Annotated in this window: 27 protein-coding genes; 10 read left to right on the top strand and 17 right to left on the bottom strand. The window is 35.7% G+C overall.

All coding sequences use genetic code 11. The features are described from left to right. The first annotated feature begins 35 nt into the window (after positions 1 to 35). From SIB75_RS06960 to SIB75_RS06940, 5 genes are all read left to right on the top strand, one after another. Positions 36 to 1331, top strand: a complete 1296-nt coding sequence (locus SIB75_RS06960) for a glucose-1-phosphate adenylyltransferase (RefSeq protein ID WP_413682576.1) — start codon at positions 36 to 38, stop codon at positions 1329 to 1331. Between the two features lie 160 nt (positions 1332 to 1491). After that, positions 1492 to 2910 (top strand): NADP-dependent phosphogluconate dehydrogenase, encoded by a 1419-nt coding sequence (gene gndA / locus SIB75_RS06955; protein WP_413682575.1) that lies wholly within the window; start codon positions 1492 to 1494, stop codon positions 2908 to 2910. Positions 2911 to 2915: 5 nt separating this feature from the next. Continuing rightward, a complete protein-coding gene (pgl, locus tag SIB75_RS06950; protein WP_413682574.1) occupies positions 2916 to 3632 on the top strand; it encodes a 6-phosphogluconolactonase in 717 nt (238 codons plus the stop codon). 34 nt (positions 3633 to 3666) lie between these two features. Next, on the top strand, positions 3667 to 4242 hold the full coding sequence (locus tag SIB75_RS06945; protein ID WP_413682573.1) for a CIA30 family protein: 576 nt from the start codon (positions 3667 to 3669) through the stop codon (positions 4240 to 4242). Beyond that, the gene (locus tag SIB75_RS06940; RefSeq protein WP_413682572.1) at positions 4229 to 4624 is read left to right on the top strand and encodes a coat protein; all 396 of its coding nucleotides are present in this window, start codon (positions 4229 to 4231) and stop codon (positions 4622 to 4624) included. The genes SIB75_RS06945 and SIB75_RS06940 overlap by 14 nt, the downstream gene beginning before the upstream one ends. Before the next feature lies 1 nt (position 4625). Here SIB75_RS06940 and ilvD read toward each other — a convergent pair whose 3' ends face one another. Genes ilvD through SIB75_RS06925 form a run of 3 tightly spaced genes read right to left on the bottom strand, consistent with a single transcriptional unit; the run spans position 4626 to position 7270 of the window. Continuing rightward, complete coding sequence (gene ilvD / locus SIB75_RS06935; RefSeq protein ID WP_413682571.1) at positions 4626 to 6296, bottom strand: dihydroxy-acid dehydratase; 1671 nt, start codon at positions 6294 to 6296, stop codon at positions 4626 to 4628. Positions 6297 to 6328: 32 nt separating this feature from the next. Continuing rightward, positions 6329 to 6628: a hypothetical protein gene (locus tag SIB75_RS06930; RefSeq protein ID WP_413682570.1), complete on the bottom strand. Its 300-nt coding sequence runs from the start codon at positions 6626 to 6628 to the stop codon at positions 6329 to 6331. A gap of 24 nt (positions 6629 to 6652) precedes the next feature. Then, positions 6653 to 7270, bottom strand: a complete 618-nt coding sequence (locus SIB75_RS06925; protein WP_413682569.1) for a uracil phosphoribosyltransferase — start codon at positions 7268 to 7270, stop codon at positions 6653 to 6655. A 71-nt stretch (positions 7271 to 7341) separates the two neighbouring features. Between SIB75_RS06925 and SIB75_RS06920 the strand changes: the two genes are divergently transcribed. From SIB75_RS06920 to purQ, 5 genes are all read left to right on the top strand, one after another. After that, positions 7342 to 7854: a pentapeptide repeat-containing protein gene (locus SIB75_RS06920; RefSeq protein WP_413682568.1), complete on the top strand. Its 513-nt coding sequence runs from the start codon at positions 7342 to 7344 to the stop codon at positions 7852 to 7854. A 20-nt stretch (positions 7855 to 7874) separates the two neighbouring features. Beyond that, the gene (cobW, locus tag SIB75_RS06915; protein ID WP_413682567.1) at positions 7875 to 8924 is read left to right on the top strand and encodes a cobalamin biosynthesis protein CobW; all 1050 of its coding nucleotides are present in this window, start codon (positions 7875 to 7877) and stop codon (positions 8922 to 8924) included. 131 nt (positions 8925 to 9055) lie between these two features. After that, positions 9056 to 9226: a hypothetical protein gene (locus tag SIB75_RS06910; protein ID WP_413682566.1), complete on the top strand. Its 171-nt coding sequence runs from the start codon at positions 9056 to 9058 to the stop codon at positions 9224 to 9226. Between the two features lie 107 nt (positions 9227 to 9333). Beyond that, complete coding sequence (gene purS, locus SIB75_RS06905; protein ID WP_413682565.1) at positions 9334 to 9606, top strand: phosphoribosylformylglycinamidine synthase subunit PurS; 273 nt, start codon at positions 9334 to 9336, stop codon at positions 9604 to 9606. 4 nt (positions 9607 to 9610) lie between these two features. Next, complete coding sequence (purQ, locus tag SIB75_RS06900) at positions 9611 to 10264, top strand: phosphoribosylformylglycinamidine synthase subunit PurQ (RefSeq protein WP_413682564.1); 654 nt, start codon at positions 9611 to 9613, stop codon at positions 10262 to 10264. A 72-nt stretch (positions 10265 to 10336) separates the two neighbouring features. Here the strand turns inward: purQ and SIB75_RS06895 are convergent, their stop codons facing one another. The 14 genes from SIB75_RS06895 to SIB75_RS06830 form a co-directional block, all read right to left on the bottom strand. Further along, entirely contained in the window at positions 10337 to 11404 is a 1068-nt protein-coding gene (locus tag SIB75_RS06895) for a class I fructose-bisphosphate aldolase (protein ID WP_011823524.1), read from the bottom strand. A 93-nt stretch (positions 11405 to 11497) separates the two neighbouring features. Next, complete coding sequence (locus tag SIB75_RS06890; protein WP_413682563.1) at positions 11498 to 12598, bottom strand: Gfo/Idh/MocA family protein; 1101 nt, start codon at positions 12596 to 12598, stop codon at positions 11498 to 11500. Between the two features lie 21 nt (positions 12599 to 12619). After that, positions 12620 to 13027, bottom strand: a complete 408-nt coding sequence (locus SIB75_RS06885) for a hypothetical protein (RefSeq protein ID WP_413682562.1) — start codon at positions 13025 to 13027, stop codon at positions 12620 to 12622. Further along, on the bottom strand, positions 13020 to 13904 hold the full coding sequence (accD, locus tag SIB75_RS06880) for an acetyl-CoA carboxylase, carboxyltransferase subunit beta (RefSeq protein ID WP_413682561.1): 885 nt from the start codon (positions 13902 to 13904) through the stop codon (positions 13020 to 13022). Before accD ends, SIB75_RS06885 begins: the two co-directional genes overlap by 8 nt. A gap of 51 nt (positions 13905 to 13955) precedes the next feature. Next, positions 13956 to 14369, bottom strand: coding sequence for a prepilin peptidase (locus tag SIB75_RS06875; protein ID WP_413682560.1), 414 nt, complete (start codon positions 14367 to 14369; stop codon positions 13956 to 13958). A 138-nt stretch (positions 14370 to 14507) separates the two neighbouring features. Continuing rightward, on the bottom strand, positions 14508 to 15410 hold the full coding sequence (locus SIB75_RS06870; RefSeq protein WP_413682559.1) for a phosphoribulokinase: 903 nt from the start codon (positions 15408 to 15410) through the stop codon (positions 14508 to 14510). A gap of 88 nt (positions 15411 to 15498) precedes the next feature. After that, positions 15499 to 16578, bottom strand: coding sequence for a 3-isopropylmalate dehydrogenase (leuB, locus tag SIB75_RS06865; protein ID WP_413682558.1), 1080 nt, complete (start codon positions 16576 to 16578; stop codon positions 15499 to 15501). Positions 16579 to 16604: 26 nt separating this feature from the next. Further along, on the bottom strand, positions 16605 to 17657 hold the full coding sequence (lpxD, locus tag SIB75_RS06860; RefSeq protein ID WP_413682557.1) for a UDP-3-O-(3-hydroxymyristoyl)glucosamine N-acyltransferase: 1053 nt from the start codon (positions 17655 to 17657) through the stop codon (positions 16605 to 16607). Positions 17658 to 17688: 31 nt separating this feature from the next. Next, the gene (gene proB, locus SIB75_RS06855; protein ID WP_413684815.1) at positions 17689 to 18786 is read right to left on the bottom strand and encodes a glutamate 5-kinase; all 1098 of its coding nucleotides are present in this window, start codon (positions 18784 to 18786) and stop codon (positions 17689 to 17691) included. Next, positions 18783 to 19238: a YqeG family HAD IIIA-type phosphatase gene (locus SIB75_RS06850; RefSeq protein ID WP_413684814.1), complete on the bottom strand. Its 456-nt coding sequence runs from the start codon at positions 19236 to 19238 to the stop codon at positions 18783 to 18785. The genes proB and SIB75_RS06850 overlap by 4 nt, the downstream gene beginning before the upstream one ends. Positions 19239 to 19291: 53 nt before the next feature. Continuing rightward, positions 19292 to 19828 carry a DUF3727 domain-containing protein gene (locus tag SIB75_RS06845; RefSeq protein ID WP_413682556.1) on the bottom strand — a complete coding sequence of 179 codons (537 nt, stop codon included), beginning with the start codon at positions 19826 to 19828 and terminating at the stop codon, positions 19292 to 19294. Between the two features lie 61 nt (positions 19829 to 19889). Beyond that, on the bottom strand, positions 19890 to 20324 hold the full coding sequence (ruvX, locus tag SIB75_RS06840) for a Holliday junction resolvase RuvX (RefSeq protein WP_413682555.1): 435 nt from the start codon (positions 20322 to 20324) through the stop codon (positions 19890 to 19892). After that, positions 20321 to 21358, bottom strand: a complete 1038-nt coding sequence (locus tag SIB75_RS06835) for a hypothetical protein (RefSeq protein WP_413682554.1) — start codon at positions 21356 to 21358, stop codon at positions 20321 to 20323. Before SIB75_RS06835 ends, ruvX begins: the two co-directional genes overlap by 4 nt. 20 nt (positions 21359 to 21378) lie before the next feature. Then, positions 21379 to 22362 (bottom strand): hypothetical protein, encoded by a 984-nt coding sequence (locus SIB75_RS06830; RefSeq protein ID WP_413682553.1) that lies wholly within the window; start codon positions 22360 to 22362, stop codon positions 21379 to 21381. Between the last annotated feature and the right edge of the window lie 121 nt (positions 22363 to 22483).

Here is a 22483-nt window from a genome sequence, read left to right as displayed (position 1 = left end):
AGGTTTGCTCCGAATAGCCGATTAATAGTGCGTTCATGAAGAGAGTACTTGCCATCATTCTTGGCGGTGGAAAAGGATCACGCCTCTATCCATTGACAAAAATGAGAGCAAAACCCGCGGTTCCATTAGCGGGTAAATATCGACTAATAGATATTCCAATAAGTAATTGCATAAATTCGGACATCAGTAAAATGTATGTTCTTACGCAATTCAATAGCGCTTCACTAAACAGGCATATTGCTCAGACTTATAATCTAAGCGGACCTTTTGGCCAAGGTTTCGTAGAGGTTTTAGCCGCTCAGCAAACACCAGAAACGCCATCTTGGTTTGAGGGGACTGCTGACGCTGTAAGGAAATATCAATGGCTTTTTCAAGAGTGGGATGTTGATGAATATTTGATTCTCTCTGGAGATCAGCTTTATAGAATGGATTACAGCTTATTTGTTGAACAGCATAGAAAAACAGGTGCTGATTTAACGGTTGCCGCTTTGCCAGTTGATTCAGCGCAAGCTGAAGCATTTGGGTTGATGCGTACTGATGAATCGGGCAATATTAAAGAATTTCGCGAAAAACCAACGGGTGATTCATTGAAAGCAATGGCTGTAGATACTTCTAGGTTTGGTTTGGAGGGAAGTGAAGCAAGAGAAAAACCTTATTTAGCTTCGATGGGTATTTATGTTTTTAGTCGCTCCACTCTTTTTGACTTATTAAATAAATTTCCTTCTTATACAGATTTTGGGAAAGAAATCATTCCTGAAGCTTTAGGAAGAGGAGACAAGCTTAAAAGTTATGTTTTTAATGATTACTGGGAGGATATAGGAACTATTGGTGCATTCTTTGAATCAAATTTAGCTTTAACTCAGCAACCAACTCCTCCATTTAGTTTTTATGATGAGAAGTTCCCTATCTATACAAGGCCTAGATATTTGCCACCTTCAAAAATTGTGGATACGCAAATAACCGATTCAATAGTTTCCGAGGGATCAATACTTAAATCTTGTAGTATTCACCATTGTGTATTGGGAGTTAGGAGTCGTATTGAAAGTGACGTTGTATTAAACGAAACCCTAGTTATGGGATCTGATTTTTACGAATCTTATGAAGAGAGAATTGCTCTAAGAAATGGGGGGGGGATACCTTTAGGTGTTGGGCAAGGTACAACTGTTAAAAGAGCGATTCTCGATAAAAACGCTCGTATTGGTGACAATGTGACAATAGTCAATAAAGATAACGTGGAAGAGGCTGATAGGGCAGATCAAGGTTTTTATATTCGTAATGGAATAGTTGTTATCGTCAAAAATGCCACAATTCCAGATGGAACTATTATTTGATTTTTATTTAATGACCTAGAAATTTAATATGCCTAATTTTTTCAAGATTTTATTATCAAATATTTTTTAAAGAATCCTTCATCCCTGACATTGAGCTATTTAACGCAGCGAAATGATTCCACAGTCGTCACACTAACTCAAGTATAAATTTATTAACTTAATGACCAAGGCACATTTTGGATTAGTCGGTCTTGGAGTAATGGGAGAGAACCTTGTTCTTAATGCAGAGCGAAATGGTTTTTCTAGTGTGGTCTATAACCGTACTTATCAAAAAACAGAAGATTTTCTTTTAGGCAGAGGATTAAATAAATCAATTCAAGGAGCGAAGGATCTTCAGGAATTTGTATCAAAGTTGGAGCGTCCAAGAAGAGTTTTGATGATGGTTAAGGCTGGAGCAGCTACTGATGCTGTCATTAATCAGATTTCGCCTTTCCTCGAGGAAGGTGACTTGCTCATCGATGGTGGAAATGCCCAATTTATGGATACAGAAAGAAGAGTAAAAGAACTTGAGAGCAAGAGTTTTGGATACATTGGGATGGGTGTATCAGGAGGGGCGAAGGGTGCATTGGAAGGGCCTAGCATGATGCCTGGTGGGACAAAGACTTCTTACGACGCCATAGAGGGTTTGTTGAATAAAATGGCAGCGCAGGTTGAAGATGGACCTTGTGTGACTTATATCGGCCCAGGGGGGTCAGGACATTTTGTTAAGACCGTTCACAACGGAATCGAATATGGCATTGAGCAAATTTTGGCTGAGGCCTATGACTTAATGAAGAGAGTTAGTGGAATGAGTGGTGATGAGATGGCATCTGTTATGGGCTATTGGAATAAGACTGAAGAACTTTCCTCCTATCTTGTTGAAATTACTGAGGCATGTTTACGAGTTAAGGATCCTGATGATAGTTCCGATCTTGTTGAAAAGATAATGGATAAGGCGGGTCAAAAAGGTACTGGCTTGTGGACAGTTGTCAGCGCGCTTGAACTTGGAGCTTCTGTCCCAACTATCTATGCATCTTTGAATGGAAGAGTTATGAGCTCGATGAAAGATCAAAGAAATTATGCAGAAACAATTTTGAACGGCAATAAGGCTTCGTTTGTGGATTTTGGAAAGCCTTCTGAAGGAATGCCCTTGCTTATGGATGCAGTTGTATTGGCTACAATAGCTAGCTATGCCCAAGGTATGGATATTTTGCGACTTGCTTCTGATGAATATAATTACGATCTTGACATGCCCTCCATAGCTCAAATATGGAAAGGTGGTTGCATAATAAGGTCTACTCTTTTGAGTCGTATACAGGATGCATTTAAGAAAGATCCGAAGTTAAGCAATCTTATTCTAGATAGTTGGTTTGCTGAACAGGTAAATAATTGTCTTTCTGGTTTGACTCAGGTTGTTTCTGCTGCTGCTAATGCTGGAATTCCAGTTCCATGTTTAAGTAGCACTCTTGATTATTTAAATAGCTTTAGAACCTCTAGACTTCCCCAAAACTTGGTTCAGGCAATGAGAGATTGTTTTGGTTCTCATACTTATGAGCGCCTAGACAAAGCTGGATCATTTCACACTGAATGGATTGATTGATACTAATGACTAAATATGAAATTCAAGTTTCAGAAGACAAGAACTCTCTCGCTCAAGCTGCCTCTGATTTGATTGCTCAGATTCTAGAGTCAACTTTAAAAACTAAAAATAAAGCAAAAATTGCCCTTTGCGGTGGTTCAACTCCTAAGGCTGCTTATTCTTTATTGGGTAAAAAAAATATTGATTGGATGAACGTCGATTTGTTTCTTGGAGATGAAAGATGGGTTGAAAATGAATCTCAAGATAGTAATTGCTTTCTATTGAATAATTCATTATTTAAAGAAGGTAACCCTTCTCTACAGGCATCATTTTTTAGTGTTTCAACCGTTGAATTAGCTTCGCCAGAGGATAGTGCTAAAGATTATGAAAAAATTTTGAAAAATAATATGGATGGGGATCCACCAAAATTTGATTTAATTTTATTGGGCTTGGGGGATGATGGTCATACAGCCTCCCTCTTCCCTGGTTCGGATGCATTATTTGAAAGAGATAGCCTAATAACTGTTGGCGAAGGTAAAGGTCATAAAAGAATTACCTTTACCAGTAAATTACTCAGTTCAGCAGAAAATGTGGTCTTCCTAATCAGTGGACCTGCTAAACAAACGGCTCTTAAACGTCTACTTGATCAATCAGAATCTTGGGAGCGAACACCCGCAAAATTAGTTTCACCAAACTCTGAAATTGTTGTCTTGGCTGATAAAGATGCTTACCCATCTTCCTAGTTAGATTATTGTATGAGTAGAGCATACTTCTTAATTGATTCCTGATTCACCCCCGACTGAAATCTCAATAACTCCTCTCATACAGGGTTCAGAATTTTCAGATTGGAAATCTCTGAATGACACAATTATGGGCGGATCAAGTCTTGCAAAGTGCCGTTCTTCAGAGAAAGGCTTATTTCTTGAGGGTAACTTAGTAGAAGAAGGCGGTGGCTTTGTTAGTTGCCGCTCTCCAATTTTTGATAAGCCTTTTAATCTTTCCAAATATACCGGATTAATTCTTGACGTTGAAGGAGAAGGGAGAACATTGAAATTTGCGATTGCTTGTGATAAGAAACCTTTATCACTATCAAATCTTCTAAAAGGTGATATTCGTTGGGTTGCATCAATACCTACAAAGAAAAATGGAGTTAGTAGATTAAAAATACCTTTCAAAGATTTTGAACCAGCTCGTCGTGCAAAGCCTGTTCGACTACCTCTTAGTTTTGATCCCACATGTATCAATAGATTTCAAGTTCTCCATTCAAAATTTGGTCAGCCAGGCAAAATGAACTCAGGATTTTCTGCTGGTCCTATTAAAGTCTTAATTAAGTCAATTAGTGCATACTCCTGATTCAAAAGATAGCTTGATAGCTGAAGTTGCCAAAGCAGCAGACCTTTGTATGAAGCCATACGTTCATTCTGTTTTTTTAGAAAATCAATTAGATGATGATAATGAGCTTGATGAATTGATTTTTAAAATTCAATCTAGAAATATAGACGGCGAAAGAGAAGAATCTATGGATATTGAACTTGAAGTGTATAAAAGTGGGAATGATGTAAACATGACTATATCTTGGAAATCATTGATTGATAGGCCAATATTATGGCAAGGTAAGCATGCTGTTTGGATGGATAGCTCTTCTGGTGTTCAATGCGAATCGCCTTCATATGGAAAACTTTTTGAGTCCCTTGCGAGAAGACTCAGGACAGTTTTTAAGGCTTCGTTAAACTGAACTATATTTGATCGGTTGTAGCTCCTTGGCTTGATGAACTTACTAGTCTGGAATACTTCCCAAGAATGCCTGTCTTATATCTAGGCTTTGGCTTCTTCCAATTCTCTCTCCTTCTAGCTAGTTCTCGGTCTTCAACATTTAACTGAATTAACAATTTATTAGCGTCAACAGTAATACTGTCTCCTTCCTCTACCAACCCAATTGTTCCTCCAACTGCTGCTTCTGGAGCAACATGGCCGACCACTAATCCATATGATCCCCCACTAAATCGGCCGTCTGTAATTAGTGCAACTTTCTCTCCCAACCCTTGACCTACAATTGCTGAAGTTGGAGAGAGCATTTCTCTCATCCCTGGTCCTCCGACAGGCCCTTCATATCTAACGACTACTACATCACCAGCTTTGACTTTATTGTCTAGAATTGCAGCTAAGCATTCTTCTTCACTCTCGAAAACCCTTGCAGGCCCTGTTAAAACAGGAGTTTTGACCCCACTGATTTTTGCGACACTTCCTTCACTAGCTAAATTTCCTTTGAGAATAGCTAGATGTCCTTTTTTATAAATAGGATTTGATATTTCTCTGATAACATCTTGATTTTCTTTGGGCTTTGAGGAGATATCTCTAAGAATTTCTTTAATTGTTTTACCTTCAATAGTTTTGCATTCTCCATGAAGCATTCCTGCATCGAGGAGTAATTTCATTACTTGAGGAATCCCCCCGGCTTGATGTAAGTCTACAGTTACGTATTTACCGCTTGGCTTGAGGTCGCAAATTACAGGAACAGTTTGTCTTATACGTTCAAAGTCATCGATTGTTAAATCAACTCCTGCAGTCCTCGCTATTGCAAGTAGGTGAAGGACAGAATTTGTTGAGCCACCAACAGCCATGATGACACTGATCGCATTCTCAAAGGCTTTTTTTGTGAGTAAATCTAATGGTCTGATGTTGTTCTTAACTGCATTGACAAGCACCTGAGCACTCTTGGCAGCGCTCTCTGCTTTTTCATCATCTACAGCTGCCATTGTTGAACTAAATGGCAAACTAAAACCCATCGTTTCAATTGCCGCAGACATGGTGTTTGCAGTGAACATGCCACCACAACTACCAGGACCAGGGATAGCATTTTTTTCTACTGCTATTAAACGATCTTCATCGATTTTCCCACTTGTTAATTGACCGACAGCTTCAAAAGAACTAACTACGGTTAGGTCGCAACCGTCTAATTTCCCAGGTTTAATTGTTCCTCCGTAAACAAAGATTGAAGGTATATTCATTCTTGCCATTGATAACATTGCGCCTGGCATGTTTTTGTCGCATCCACCTATTGCTAATACACCATCCATGCTTTGAGCATTGCAAGCTGTCTCAATTGCGTCAGCAATAACTTCTCTTGAAACCAATGAATATTTCATCCCTTCTGTTCCCATAGAGATGCCGTCACTAACAGTTATTGTCCCGAATGTTTGAGGCATTGCACCAGCCTCTTTTAAAGCGGCCTCTGCTCTATTGGCCAGATCCATTAATCCCATATTGCATGGGGTTATTGTGCTGTGACCATTAGCGATTCCAATGATTGGCTTATTAAAGTCATTATCATCAAAGCCAACAGCTCTAAGCATTGCTCTGTTCGGTGACCGTTGAATACCCTGTGTTATCGCATTTGATCTAAGCATTGGATTTCTATTTAATTGTTTAAAAATTAGAATTAATTAGAAGATCCCAGGTCTTCTAATTGTTTCCGTACGTCTGCTATTGCCGAATTAAGCTGTTCAACACGTTGCTCAAGGTGCTCGTTGCTTTGATTTCCTAGAGTATTTGATTCTAATTCAGTTGCCTCAGAGCCATCTTGAATTCTTGGTGCATAAAGCATTGCCTTTTGCTTTCTGGTCTCTTGCCTTTTCTCGGCTTCAGAAAGTAACCACCAAGCTAGACCTGCAGCTCCAAGTACGGCACCACTAATTAATGATGCCAAACTTCCTGAATTTGAATCTCGGTATTGGCTCATAGCTTTGAATAACTTCCTGAAATGCTAGTCAGATGAGGTGACTCTGGTTTTGATACGTAATGATGGATCACCAATTCCAGGTGATAGTTCACTTTCTGATATTAATTCAGGATCTATACAAGCACAATAAATATTCAAATCTTGAATATTTTCACCGATTTCTTTAAGTCCTTGATTAGCTGCTAATGCTGTAATCACTCTTATCCTTCTTGCATCAATTTTTTTATCTTTAAGATGATTTAAATCTTTTAAAAGTTGTTTACCGGTTGTTATTTGATCTATGTAAAAAATAATTCCTGCATTTTCCTCAATTTCTTTAGGTGGCCCGCCAATACACAAATTTGAATTAGGAATTAAATTTCTAGCACCTCTAAAGAGCTCAAGCCCTGCAGGCAAATAAGGAATTGCCAAAATAGGAATACTTGGATCAATAATTGAACATTCAGTAGTTCCTGCTGAAGTAGTAATCTCTTCTTTTTTACTTGGGATCCAATCTCTGAGAGCTTCATAAGTGAGCCATGTACCAAGTTGTTCTAGTCCTGTTGCATAGAGGATTTCTGGGGTAGTAGGGTTCCTTAAAATAGTTAACCAATGTGATATGAGTGGGTGCGGAGGAACTATTACTCTTAAGCTCATTGACATGATTCATTCTTGGCCCTATTTGCCATAACGTGAATAATTAAATTACTTGTTAAAAGTCCTTTTAAGCTCCAATGAACAAAAAAACTTCTTTCATCTCTGATTTTAAAGCAATTGTTTTTGCTGCATTACTTATTTTTGTTTTGATTTTTCCTGCTCAAAGTGTTTTTGCTAGAACGCCTGCTGAGATTCGCAATCAAGAAGAACTAAATATTTCCCAGGATATGTCTAGCCAGGATTTAAGTGGAAATGATTTCGTAAAACTAGATCTGAAGGGGATAAATTTCAGTGAATCTAACCTGACAGGAGCAGTGTTTAATAATAGTAAATTGAACGGAGCAGATTTGCATGGTGCGCAGCTAAATGACGCTTTGGCATATGCAACTGATTTTGAAGGAGCTGATTTAAGGGATGTCGACTTCAATGGTGCATTATTGATGGAAAGTACCTTCACAGATGCTCTTATTGAAGGAGCTGACTTTACAGATGCGGTAATAAGTCGAATACAACAAAAAGAACTATGTTCTATGGCTTCTGGAACAAATTCAAAGACCGAGGAGGATACAAGCTATAGTCTTGGTTGCTGACTTGTTGAACAAATATAAAGATGAATGATATTCGTCTTCCAGTTACTGTGGTTACTGGGTTTTTGGGCTCTGGGAAAACAACACTCTTGAGACATCTTTTAAGTGAATCTCATCAACGTCTAGCTGTAGTCGTTAATGAATTTGGAACAGTAGGCTTTGATGGAGACCTTCTTAAAACCTGTGGCTTTTGCCCTGATGATGAAGTAGAGGAAAGAATAGTTGAATTGAATAATGGCTGTTTATGTTGCACTGTTCAGGAGGACTTCTTACCTGCAATGGAAGCCTTGCTCCTTAGAACTAATCAGCTTGATGGAATCATTATTGAAACCAGTGGTCTTGCTTTGCCAAAGCCTTTACTGCAAGCTCTTAATTGGCCTGCAATAAGAAGTAAGGTTTTCATTAATGGTGTCGTAACTTTGGTTGATGGATATGCTCTCTCAAACGGAAGTCCAGTGGGTGATTTAAAAAGTATTAATGAACAAATAAAAAATGATAATAGTATGGATCATTTAATTCCAATAAATGATCTTTTTAGAGATCAATTAATTTCTGCTGATCTCGTTTTGATTAGTAGGTCTGATTTGCTCTCTGCAAAAAGTTTTTCATTGGTTAGGGATGAGGTAAAAAAGCAAGGCAATTCAATTACTAATATTCTGCCAATATCTAATGGAAAAATTGAACCTTCAGTAATTCTCGGCCTTTGCAAAGAACAAAACAATATTTCTCGATCAGATAAAAATGACCATGACCATGACCATGACCATGACCATGACCATGACCATGTTGATGTAATAAGTGAGCATTTAAGATTTGAATTCCCAATTGATCAAGATTTATTGAAAGAAATACTTTTAAAACTTGTTCCGGAACATCAAATTCTTCGTATAAAAGGGAGATGCTGGATAGAGGGTAAGGCTTTGTCTCTTCAGATCCAAATGGTTGGATCTAGATTTAATTCATGGTTTGAGAGCGCGAATGATGATTCTTGGAAACCTTCTAAGGTTGGGATTGATTTAGTTTCTTTGAGTCTGAAAGGCGGTGTTAAAAAGGCTTTTGAATCTTCTTTTTAATTAATTGGTTCAAATTATTGTATTTATATTAAAAATAGGTTGTATTTTTATTTTTATCCGCGATTCTTTGTGAGTTAGGAGATAATTCTCTTAAAACAATTTTCTAATAGTTTCTAATCGGACTTATTGTCGTGAGTCAAGCAGTTTCCACTACCGAGAAAAATGAAGTTCAGAGTGTTGCCAATGCTTTGAATCTGAAGACCTGCAATAAATGTGGCGGTAATGGTTATATGAAATCTAGCCCAAATTGTTATCACACTTGTCTGACATGCCTAGGTAAAGGATTAATAAGTGAACAATGAGAAAGGATCAATTAGAAATTTATCAAATATTATCTACAATAACTTTGTAACCTTCTTTCTTGGTTTAACTAAGAGAAGGCAGTAGGAAATCCCATTGATTTTTAAAAGTGTCTTTATTTAAAGCAAGAGTTTTTGTTCATTTAAGACCTTCTGTTTTGGATCCGGCGGGAGAGGCTACTAGGTCAGCTACTAAGAGATTAGGAATAGAAGGAGTTACTCAACTAAGAATAGGTAAATCTATTGAACTAGAGATCGAAGCGACAAATAAGGAGGAAGCTCGATCAAAGATTGAGTTAATGAGTGATCGATTGCTCGCAAACCCTGTTATTGAAGACTGGTCTTTGGAATTTAAGGATGAACAGAAAACTCTTACAAACTAAATAAATGAATATCGGAATTATTGTTTTTCCTGGGTCGAATTGCGACAGGGACGTCAGGTGGGCTACTCAAGGATGCCTGGGAATTCCTACAAGTTTTCTATGGCATGAAACTACTGATTTAAGTGGTTATGACGCAATTGTCATTCCAGGGGGTTTTAGTTACGGAGATTATTTACGTTGTGGAGCAATAGCAAGATTCGCACCTGTTTTAAATTCTTTAATCTCTTTTGTTGATAAAGGTGGAAAAGTTCTTGGTATTTGTAATGGGTTTCAAATACTTACTGAACTTGGTCTCTTGCATGGAGCTTTAACAAGAAATAAGAATCTACATTTTATTTGTGATAGAGCAAATTTATCTATTGAAAGTACAAAATCATCTTGGATGAAAAATTATAAAAAACATGATTTTATTTCACTACCTATCGCTCATGGAGAAGGGAGATATCAATGTAGCAATGACGTCTTGAAAAAATTGGAGGATGATGATTCTATTGCTCTAAGATACGCTCATAACCCAAATGGATCAATCAATGATATTGCTGGAATTACAAATAAAAAAGGAAATGTTTTGGGGATGATGCCACATCCTGAAAGAGCTTGTGATGATGCTTTAGGCAATATTGATGGCAAGTCAATTCTTAGTACACTTCTTTCTTGAATTTATAAATCAAGGCATTAAAAAAGCTGCTATCAAAATGAGAGATAGCAGCTTTTTGTTAGCTTTTTTAGCTTAGTACTTGTATCCAGCTACAAATAATTGTTCATCAGAAGAAGGCTGAGAACCAGCAACATACAACCCTTTTGATGCCTCAGAGTTTGCTTGAGCTCTAGCTATGAGTGCTTTTTGTCCATCAGAAGTGTTCGAGCCTTTCCATGCTTTTAGACATGAATGTTGTAAAGCACGACCATATGAGAATGAAACATTCCACTTAGCTTTTCTATCGATCTTATTCATCAGATTTAAATAAACTGATGCAGCTTCCTCGCTCAAGCCACCTGAAAGGAAAGTAATACCTGGGACACTTGCAGGTACACAGCGTTCCATTGTACGGATTGTCATTTCAGCTACTTGCTGAGGATCAGCTTTTGTTGAGCTGTCAGCACCTTGAACCGTCATTGATGGCTTTAGAAGAGTTCCCTCTAGAAGTACTCCGTTTACTTGGCAAGCTAAGTAAACTTCTTTAATTACTTCTTCTTGAACTGCTGCTGTCTTTTCAATTGAATGTGAACCATCCATTAAGATTTCTGGTTCAATAATTGGAACCAAGCCAGATTCTTGTACTGATCTAGCGTATCTTGCTAAACCCCAAGCATTTTCTCTAATTGAAAGCTTAGAAGGACAACCATCGTCTGTTATTTGAAGCACTGCTCTCCACTTAGCAAATCTTGCACCTTGCTCGTAATAATCAGCAGCTCTTTCAACAAGACCGTCTAAACCTGAACAAAAAGTTTCTACATCGTGTCCACCGGCTAATGGCCTTAGACCCTTATCAACCTTGATTCCTGGAATTATTCCTAGCTTCTCAAGCTTTTTAACCATTGGCTCACCATCTGGATGGTTCTGGAAAAGAGTTTCTTCAAAAAGAATCGCTCCGCTTATGAAGTTTCCAAGACCTTCTGTGGTGAAAAGCATACCTCTATATGCTTTTCTGTTGTCCTCAGTGTTCTCAACACCTATTGAAGCAAGCCTTTTGCCTACTGTTTTAGTGGATTCATCAACAGCAAGAATCCCTTTGCCTGGTTGGGCTATGGCACTTGCTGTTTTCTTTAGTTCTTCTGCGTAGTACGAGAGTGCCATTTATGCAACAAAAATTTCCTTAAGATTATTCCATATCAAAGGCCCTTTTTGTGGCTTATTACACCTAAAACTTTTTTTATTTAGTGAATTTCTCTAATTGATTTCAAGCTTCATGCCAATCGAGTTTGATTCTTTAACCTTGTCACAAACAATTTGGCTTGCTAAACCCTCAGCCAAGCCTGGAATCACTGGTGTGCCGTCTTTTATGCTTTGAGCCCACCAGTTTTGTATTCTTGCTACTGGGGCAATTCGTCCATCTGTCCAAATTTTTGAAAAAGAAAGATCTGAATCTGGCTGAATACTTTTCAGAACTTCTTCCTTAGTTGAGAACCACAGCCCAAATCCGTGTACATAATCGTTCTGATTGTCACTGCTAAGAATAAGAGTTCCATTGCTCCCATAAATTTCTAGACTAAAACCCCTGCTTTGTTTTGTTACGGCAGAGAGATTTACTTGGACTGGTATCAAATTGTTATTGATGCTTTTAATTTGTAGTTGAGAAATGCATACATCTTCACTTGTCACTTTTTTAGTGGTTTTTGATTGGGTGCAAAATCTTTGTTTGATTGAAGTTGAATTTATTGCGCTTAATGAATGAGTTGGACCAATTAGCCAATGAATCATGTCAAAAGCATGGGTACCTAACGCGCCCAATACCCCTCCACCAGAATCTTCGTCTGAATACCAATTCCATGGTCTATCTGGATTCGCTCTGCTGCTCATTAGCCAATCTAGTTTTACAAAATATGGTTCATCTAGTTTCTTCTCGTTAATTAGTCGCTTTGCTTGCATGAACTGAGGAACCGCTCGATATTCGTAATCGACAGCTATTTTTAAATTTCTTTTTAGGGCATTTCTTTGAAGCTCTTTTACTTCTTCAGGGTTTAAGCAAGTTGGCTTTTCTAGTAAAAGATGTTTCCCTCCTTTAATTGCCTCTAGTGCAAGCTTGTATCTGGGTGCTGGTGGAGTAGCTATGATTATTCCATCTACTTTGGAATCATTGACTAAATCTTCCCAGGTTTCATAGGCACGAAGATTGTGCTTATTGCAGGCTTCTTTAAGCCTTTCTGGCCGAGGATGCCACAATCCCACAAGCTCAATATTCTTATTAGATAATGATGCAGGAATATGAACACTTTCACCGAAACCTAGTCCTGCAATTGCTATGCGTAGCTGATGATCTGTATTGATCATTCTTGTAAATAATTGATGAGTTTAAACATTTTCGCAGCTATCTGAAATTACATCATCTAATAGTTTATCCCCATTAGGGTCTTCCCATTTTGCGGATAAATTCTTTTTACCATTAACTGAAATATCCTTAAATTTATTAGTCATACAATTGATTTTCATTATAAAAATATTCTCCTCTATTTCCTTTGAATTACTAGAGTCGATTTTTATGTATTTTGTGGTTATTTCTATTATTCCTTTTTCTTCAATATTAATACTATCTTTATCTAAATATTGAACTCCAGCAGGCGTTTGACTAACTTCAACCCAATTAGTAATTGCTCCATAAACTATATTTGTCCTATTGAATAAAATTACAAATATTAATACTAATATATTTAAGAGAAAATCAAATTTATTTTTTTTTATCTTTTGATTTATTTTAAACATTAGTTTGTAACTTTGCCTCTTCTGTCTTATGTAATCGAAGTAACTTTGTCAAAGTTTCTTTAAGTTCCGTTCTTGGTACAATGGTATCTACGAAACCATGATCTTGAAGATATTCCGCAGTTTGGAAATTATCTGGAAGTTTCTCTCTCAGTGTTTGTTCAATTACTCTTCTCCCCGCAAAACCAATCAGTGCTTTTGGTTCTGCAAGTATTAAATCTCCAAGCATTGCAAAACTAGCAGTTACTCCTCCAGTGGTGGGATGGGTAAGTAAAGGCATGTAGAGCAATTGAGCGTCTCTATGTCGTTCAAGGGCTCCTGAAATCTTTGCCATTTGCATTAGGCTCAGCATCCCTTCTTGCATTCGAGCACCACCCGATGCACAAACAATTAGCAATGGCAATTTTTCTTTGGTTGAGTGTTCGATAAGCCGTGTGATCTTCTCTCCTACAACAGATCCCATTGAGCCACCCATGAATCTGAAATCCATTACGGCCAATGCCATAGGAATAGAATTTACTTCACATGTCCCTGTTAATACTCCATCTTTAAGTCCAGTGCTCGCTTGACTTTCTCTTAACCTATCTGCGTAAGCTCGTCGATCTTTAAAACCTAGTGGGTCAACTGGTGTTAAATGATTATTGATTGATTTGAATGTGCTTGGATCAGTAATTAGTCTTATTCTCTCTTTGCTATCTATTCGATTGTGATGGCCGCAATTACTACAAACGCTACAATTATCTATTAAATCTTTTCTATAAACTACTTGTCCACATTCTGGACATTTTTCCCATAGTCCATCACTTTCTTCAGATTCCTGAGTAACTTTGCCAACAAATTGGCCTTTCCTTCTATCAGCAAACCAGTCGAATAATGACACAGCTATTTTGTGATTGAATTTAATTTAATACCTTGAGTACCTTTAAAGGGATTAGAAAGTTTGAATCTTATCTATAATCCAAGAACAAAATATCCCAATTGATAAAAATGGTGCAAATGGATACTGTTGAAATGGTGAAAACCTTTTGGTAATTTTTCCGTATAAACTATATATGGCTGATAGAAAAAATGAAATACATAATGATAAAAAACTTAATTCAATACCAAGCCATATTGTACTAATAGAAGAGAGCTTTATATCACCCATTCCTAATGAATTTATTCCAAAGATCTTAAAGCTTAAATAACTTATTGAATACATTATTATAAAGATAATAATCATTGACAAAGAATTAATTATTATTAAATCTTTTATATCTATTTTTTCGTTTGATAAGCCTAAATATAGTAAATAAAGAAGCCCTGATATCATTAATAAAATTAGTTTATTTTCACTTATTAGCATCGTGTTTATATCTTCTATAGAAATAGAAGATAATATGCATATAAGTATAATAGTAAAACATATAATAATAGTTATCATTTATTAACTTTATCTTTTAATAATAGATATAATTAGCTTTTTCTTTGATAAAATTTTATATTAGCTTGCTGCTTTTTTCTCTTCTATCATTTTATGAATAATAGGTGTAAGAATAAGTTCCATAGCAAATCCCATTTTTCCACCGTTAACAACAATACTTGTTGGACTAGACATGAATGAATCGTGAATCATCCCTAACAAATATTGGAAGTCAATACCCCATTTTTCCCTTGATCCTTTTCTAAAATGAATAATTACAAAACTTTCGTCCGGTGTTGGAATGTTTCTGCAAATAAATGGGTTTGAGGTGTCAATTGTCGGTACTCTCTGAAAATTAATATCTGTTCGACTGAATTGAGGACAGATGTGATTGATGTAATCAGGCATTCTTCTCAAAATTGTATCTACGATTGTTTCAGCTGAATATCCTCTTTCTGCGTTATCTCTATGTATTTTTTGTATCCATTCGAGATTGGTTATTGGTACTACACCAACAAGTAAATCTGCGAAAGAAGCTACATCATAATCTTTTCCTACCACTCCACCGTGTAGCCCCTCGTAAAACAAAAGGTCTGTTTTTGTTGGAATATCTTCCCATGGAGTGAATTGACCTGGATCTAATTTTGTTCCTAAACGAGTGTTGTGCTCCTCAGCTTCTTCTGGGCTATGTAAATAATATCTTTTCTGACCTCCGCCAGTTTTTCCATATTGACTAAATAGATCCTCTAATTTATCGAATAAATTTGCCTCTGGCCCAAAATGAGAAAAGTTTTCACCTCTTGAGAGGGCTTCAGACATTGCCTTCTTCATGGGCATTCTTTCAAAACGGTGATAACTATCTCCCTCAACAACTGCAGGAACAATCTTTTCACGAGCAAATATATGCTCAAATGCTCTTTTAACGGTGCTTGTTCCTGCCCCTGATGAACCAGTTACAGCTACTACTGGGTGAAGCTTTGACATCGACGCTTATGTATTGACTTGTTATTTTTACAGGTCGACTGACCCTCAAAGGGAAACTATTCAAAGAGTTTTTTAATTTGTGAACTAATTATTTTAATTTTTCAGCCAATAGTTCTCCCATTTGAGAGCAGCTAACTTGTTTAGTTGTCTCGCTGCTCATCAAGTCGGAAGTTCTATAACCATCATTTAGAATTTCGTTAATTGAATTTTCTAAATAATTTCCCGCTTTTACTTCATTAAAGGCAATTTTTAACATCATTGCAGCAGACAAAAGCATCGCTATTGGATTAGCTATATCTTTTCCTGCAATATCAGGGGCAGAACCATGAACAGGTTCAAAGACACCCGGACCATCTATGCTTAATGAAGCAGATGGTAGCATTCCAATTGAGCCTGTAAGCATGGCTGCAATATCGCTAAGAATATCTCCAAATAAATTACTTGTAAGAATCACATCAAATTGACTTGGATTTCTAACTAGTTGCATTGCGGCATTATCTACATATTGATGAGTAAGTTGTACTTCTTTGTATTTATTAGATACCAATATTGTTTCCTCTCTCCATAATTGACTTACATCTAAAACATTAGCTTTATCCACTGAGCAAACTTTTTTATTTCTTTGTTGGGCAAGTTGAAAAGCAATTTCTGCTATTCGATTAACTTCCTCGGATGTATATGTCATCGTATTAAATGCCCTTTCTCCCTTTTCTGTTTTTATCCTTCCCTTTGGTTCTCCAAAGTAAATACCGCTAGTAAGTTCTCTGACTACTACTAAATCAACTTCTCGAACAAACTCTTCTTTCAAGCTACTTGCTTTCGTTAAGGATGGAATTATTTTTACTGGCCTTATATTTGCGAAAAGATCTAAAGAAGATCTAAGATTAAGTAAACCTGTCTCAGGTCTTTTATCTCTAGGCAATTCGTCATACTTTGGGTCTCCTATGGCGGCTAGCAAAACAGCATCAGAGCTCTTACATTCTTGAAAAGTTCTATCTGGGAAGGGTGTGCCATCTGAATCTATAGCTGATCCACCAAAAGGCATTTCTTGAAATTTGAGTTCGAAACCAAATTTGCTTGAGACGAGATCAAGGATTCTATGCGTGACGTTTGTTATCTCTGGACCAATTCCATCACCAGGCAATAATGTTATTTTGTAAGACTTCATTTGTACTTATTAATTAAGGGAAAGTTTTACCTGAAGTTTCTGCGATCTAATTGACGAATGGCTTTTGCTATTTCAGGTAGTTTTTTGAAATTAGCAGAGCATCTTAACCATAGTTTATTGGGGATAGCAGGGAAGCCACTAACTACTTTTCCTGACTCAATATTTGATACGATTCCTGTTTTTGAACTGGCAATCACTCTATCTCCAATTTTGATTTTATTACTTACACCTACTTGTCCAGCAAGAATAACTCCGTTTCCAATCTGAGCTCCTCCAGCTATACCTACCTGAGCAGCCATAGCACACCCTTTACCTATAGTTACTCCATGACCAATTTGAACTTGGTTATCAATTTTTGTATCTTCTCCAATTATTGTTTCTCCTACTGCAGGTCTGTCAACGGTTGATCCGCTCCCAATTTCTACATGGCTTTTTAAAATAACTACTCCTACTTGAGGCATTTTCTTCCATCCATTTGAAGTGGGCACGAATCCAAAACCTTCACCACCAATAACGGCATTAGCATTGATTACACATTCATCGCCAATTTTAGATCCGGAATGAATAACACTATTTGCATGAATTGTATTATGGGCGCCAATGCTCACATTTTTATAGACAACAACTCCAGCATGAATAATAGTCCTATCTCCAATTTCTGTATTATCTCCAATATAAACATTAGCTCCTATTGATACACCAGTTCCAAATTTAACATTTTCACCTATTACTGCACTTTTATGGATGCCTTCTCCTTCTATTTCAGTTGGATAGAGAATCTCTAGTGTTTCAGCAAAAGCTATTTTAGGGTCTTTTAGAAGTATCCAATCAACTGATATCTTTTTTGCTATTTCAACAATATATTTATCATATGCTGGTAATAATAGAGCAGATGCCTTTGAAGTCTTGATCAGATTCTTTAGATTTAATTGACTATTATTATCTAGAAAACTTATATCATTTTCTTTTGCTTTTTCTAAAGAAGCTGCGGTTAAAATATTTGGATTATTATTTATTTTAAAATCAATCACCGTGGATTGACCTTGCTTTAGTTTTTTGAAAATTTCATTTAATTGCATGATTTAGATTAAATTGTGGAAGTGAGAATTACTATTTTTGTCTGAGTTCTTTACTGGTTAAAACCAGAACATCTCTATGTATAACAAGGGGAGATCCTGTTTTTGGAGATTTTGAATTAATTCCTATTTTTATAGCATCACTGCTCATTGAGCAAATTCCTTTGGCGATTTCTTTTCCTTCAGTATTAATAACCTTTACTGGTTGATTAGAAATGAAATCCCCGCTTACTTTCTTTACGCCAACTAGCAATAGTGAAGCTCCTTTGTTTTTGATAGCTTCACTAGCACCATCGTCTAAATGTATTTCCCCTACTGGCTTGATTGCATGTGATAGCCAACTTTTTCTATTCCCGACTGGATTGGGATGAGGATGGAAAACAGTTCCAATATTTTTACCATTGAGTAATTCTCCTAAAGTTTCAGGAACCCTGCCATCAGCTAATTGAACTTTTATCCCGCTTTCAGTGGCGATTTTTGCAGCAGTTAGTTTTGTTTTTATTCCGCCCGTTCCCCAAGTCGTTTGCTCATTAACTAATTCTAATTTATTCAATTCAGCTGAATCATTAATATTTTTGATAGGTTTGGCTTTACTGTCATTTTTGGGATCTGAAGAGTAAAGATGATCAATATCAGTTAGGAGTATTAATTGATCAGCAGATATAGCAGTTGCAACTAATGCAGATAAAGTATCATTATCTCCATATTTTAATTCTTCATCTGAGGTTATATCATTTTCATTTACTATTGGTATAACATCCCATTCAATCAATTTTTTTAATGTTTGTGAAGCAGATTTATAACTATTCCTGGAACCCAATTCAGATCTAGTTAATAATATTTGAGCAACTTTATATCCAAACTTGTTCATAGCTTTTTCATATAAAGCCATTAAATGAAGTTGGCCTATTGCGGCAGAAGCTTGCAGCGAAATTATTTCTTTAGGCCTTAACTTGAAGCTCATTTTATGACATCCTAGTCCTACTGCACCACTAGAGACTAATATAATTTTATCTCCATTTTTTTGTGCTCTTGATATATATGAACAATAATTATTAATGATATCAAAGGTTGTATACTTATTGTTTCCTCTCAAAAGGCTGGTTCCAATCTTTATTACCCAAGTTGTCATAGTAAATCTCCAGTTATAATTTTTGCCAGGCATCTTTCAATGGATTGAAAGTTATTTTTTTCAATTTTCTTTCCATAATGATCTACTGAATCTACCAATATTGTATACATTCCTAATCTATTGCCTACAAGAATATCTGTAAAAACTCTATCCCCAATTATTGCTATTTCATTTGATGAATAAGGAATTATATCTAAAACCTTATTTAATTTCTTTTTACTTGGTTTACCTCCTGAATAAGTGAAGTCTATATCTAATTGATCAGCAATGTTTTTTATTCTTTTTCCAGAGGGGTTATTGCTGAACAAATATGTATAAAATAATTTCTTAGAGTTGATTATCCAATGCTTTATGTCATTTGATAAAATTGGATTATTCCCAGAAATTAATGTTCCATCTACATCAATTATTAATGCTTTTATATTTTTCGATAATAAATCTTTTACCGAAATCTCTGAAATTTTATCGTTTACTTTCCAATGTGGTTTAAGTAATTCTTTTATTTTTATTCTGATAATCCCCTCTCCTCAAGTTCAGCTTCAATTCCAGATTGTATCCTGTCAAGCTGTTCGCCTTCAACAAGCTTTACTTCACCATCCTCTAGCTTTCCAACTATGAAGAAAGGGTCAAGGGGAATATATAGACCATATTCATTACTATCAACTCTAAAATTGACAAGGAGTTCGTAAGTTTCAGATTCCTCGTCAATGTCTTCTTCTTCAATTTCTTCTGGTTCAGGCTCATCTAATTCGCCTGAGACTGTAAGAGTTATAGCTGATCGAACAAGTCTAAGATCATGTTCTTGTAGGACAACATCAGCTACTTCTAGTATTGGCTCATTCTTTTCAATTGTTTCTATTAGCTTGGGATCTTGATCATCAATTAATTGAAACAGAGAAACAGGAGTATCTACAGGTGTTAAAAGGGCATATTCATTACCTTCTAGGGGCACTACTTGTTCAAGAAAACATAGGAGATCTGAACCTTGAGAATCTTTGACTAAAAGTGTAGGTACTTCTTCGTTTTTATTTGTTGTTGACATAGGGTTTTTATTAGTCAGTATCTGATTTTATTTGATAATGTTTTTACATCATATTCAAAATTTAGTTTGAGTCATCAAGATTCGGTCCCTCAATAAGCCACTGTTGTAAAAGTATAGCGGCAGCGGCACTGTCTATTCTTCCAGTCTTGTCGGGTTTGATAGAGAACTTTTCTTTAGCTTCGAAGGTTGAACAATGTTCATTGATAAAAGCCAAAGGTAGGTTTAAACATCTTGCTAATTTAACTCCATATTTTTTACATCGAATAGATTGAGTAGTTTCCTTCCCATACATATCAAGAGGATTACCAATAACGAGTCCTTTAACTTGCCGATTAGAACATATCTTCAAGAATTCTTTAAGATCTTCATCAAAACTTTTTCTAAATATTGCAGGTAGATGGGTTATAGATATCCCAAGTGGATCACAACCTGCAATACCTATTCTTTTATTTCCAATATCAAGACTTAATACCGAACAAGGATGTGGCTGAATCATTTATTTTTTTCAATTTGAATAGTTGAGGGTAGTTCAGGTTGTTGTTGCAAATTCCCAACAAGACTTGTTATTAACTCTGTTTCTAGAGACTTTAATTTATATCCATTTTGTCTTTTCCATACGCTTCTTCCTAGAAGAACTCTCTCTTCTGCTATTTTCCAATTATTTCTATTTAAAAGTTCATTCAATTTTTTATCTTCACTTGTCGTTTCTATATAACATTTATTCTTTCCAATTTTTACATTGTTAATTCTCTGAGGAATAGAATAATTGAGTCGCTCGTCCCATGCTAATCCTCTTATTAATTCAAAGGAATAATCGTATTGAGGGCAGATAGAAGGTATCAAACCTGCTATGATGTTGTTATCTTTAGATTTAATCAGGCCCGTTAATATATTCCTTTTTTCATATATATCATGCCATTGCCTATCAAAAATTAAGCGAAAGTTAATTGACTCTCTTGCTTGTTCAAGTCTCCATATTTGTTGACTATTTTCTTCATTTAGTTTTTCCCATATATAGTTGTCTTTAGTTACGTTCTTTTTGTATTTAGTAACTTCTTTTTTATTCCAGTAGTTTATTATTCTGAGAGGCTGAAAACCAGATTGTCTTATTACTGATAAGTTTTGATTGTCATTTGTATTTATAGAGATTAAAAAACTTTGAGTGTTAATGTTGCTTTCATAGAGAACTTTTCGTAGTAAATTCTGTAATAGATTATAACGACTAAAAGATATTGATTCTTCTATAAAGTATGGTTCTGAAATAGACCAACAAGTACCTCTTCGATTAATTGGTGTTGCCAAAATATATGCAATTATGTTGTTTTTCTCAACTGCTATAAAACATTTTGAATTTCTTGTCGGAATTAAATTTGTAAGGCTTGACTCTAATGAAGAAAACCATTTTTTGCAAAGTAGTATTTGAAATACTCCAAGGTACTTTGAATTATTATCAGCTTTAAGCATTGATAAATGCTTGAGCTGAAGAGGCTCAATTAGTAAATCTGAAGGTAAAGCTTCATCTTTTTGCATTTGACTATATTATTATATTTTTATTTATCATGTGACTTCGAACTGGTTTCCTCTGCTCTGATCAGGACTAGTGGAGTTTGTTGGTTAGCATTACCCGCAGGATTTGATGTTAATGCTCTTTTAATTAATTTAATATTGTTAATATTATTTGTTGATAAGATTTTAACTCTTCCTAAATCATTTACATCTACAACAGCCACATTAACGTTTAATTTTCTTGAGGCTTCCATACAAAAGATTTGAGAATCTTTAGGTCCCAAAACTATACTTTTATCATAGGGTGGAGTTGTACCAGTAATGTCATCAATCAATCTCGCTTGTTCACCTGCTAATCGGTAAAAAATACCTTTAATACCAAAAAATTTAAAGATCCCTCCAATTAACCATGAAGCTATTACGCGAGTTGGACTAGAGATATTTATTAGGGTTTGCATTCCGCAGGCAGTGGCTAGACTACTTGTTGGGTGAAATCCTTTACAAAGTAACCTTGAAATTGAATCTACATTTACGGTTCTATAATCTATATATTTTCCTTGCATAATTGCTAAGGGCGACTCTCCGATAGTAAGAATATCTGTAGGCAAGTAGTTTTTTGGTATATAGGATTTTAATATTTCAATAGGATCATCTAAAGTACCAAGAATATGAGTTTTAATTGGATCTACTAAACTAGTATTAGAATAAACTTCTTTAGGCGTATCTAAATAATTAGGCAAAACGAACCCGTCAAATCTTGTTAAAAAACCGAATGGGCCATAATTAAACCATTCAATATCTATCCATAAACATTTGAGCTTATCTATTGCAGAATCCTTAATCTCAAATTCAATTTCAATTCTGACAAAGGTAGATTTTTTACTTTTTATTATATAGGCAGACCAATAGTCATTTTTTTGTTCGTCTTCTGCATCAGGGTGAAGTGGTTTTATCTTTGTATTAATCTTAATTATCTCTTCTTTGGATATGCCAATTAACTGAGGAATAACTTTAAAAGAAGGAATCATAACTTCCATACTTTTATGTAAATTTTTTATCTCAACCAGAACAATATATTTCTTCGTAGAATCTAAGAGTATTTTTTTAAACTCTTTAGGTTTGAGAATTAGTGGTGAACTAATCCTCAAA

It is taken from the genome of Prochlorococcus sp. MIT 1011 (genome assembly GCF_047305235.1).
In the GTDB taxonomy this organism is placed as follows: domain Bacteria; phylum Cyanobacteriota; class Cyanobacteriia; order PCC-6307; family Cyanobiaceae; genus Prochlorococcus_B.
The sequence above is the reverse complement of the archived record's forward strand: the minus strand, read 5'-3'. Positions and strand labels throughout refer to the sequence as shown.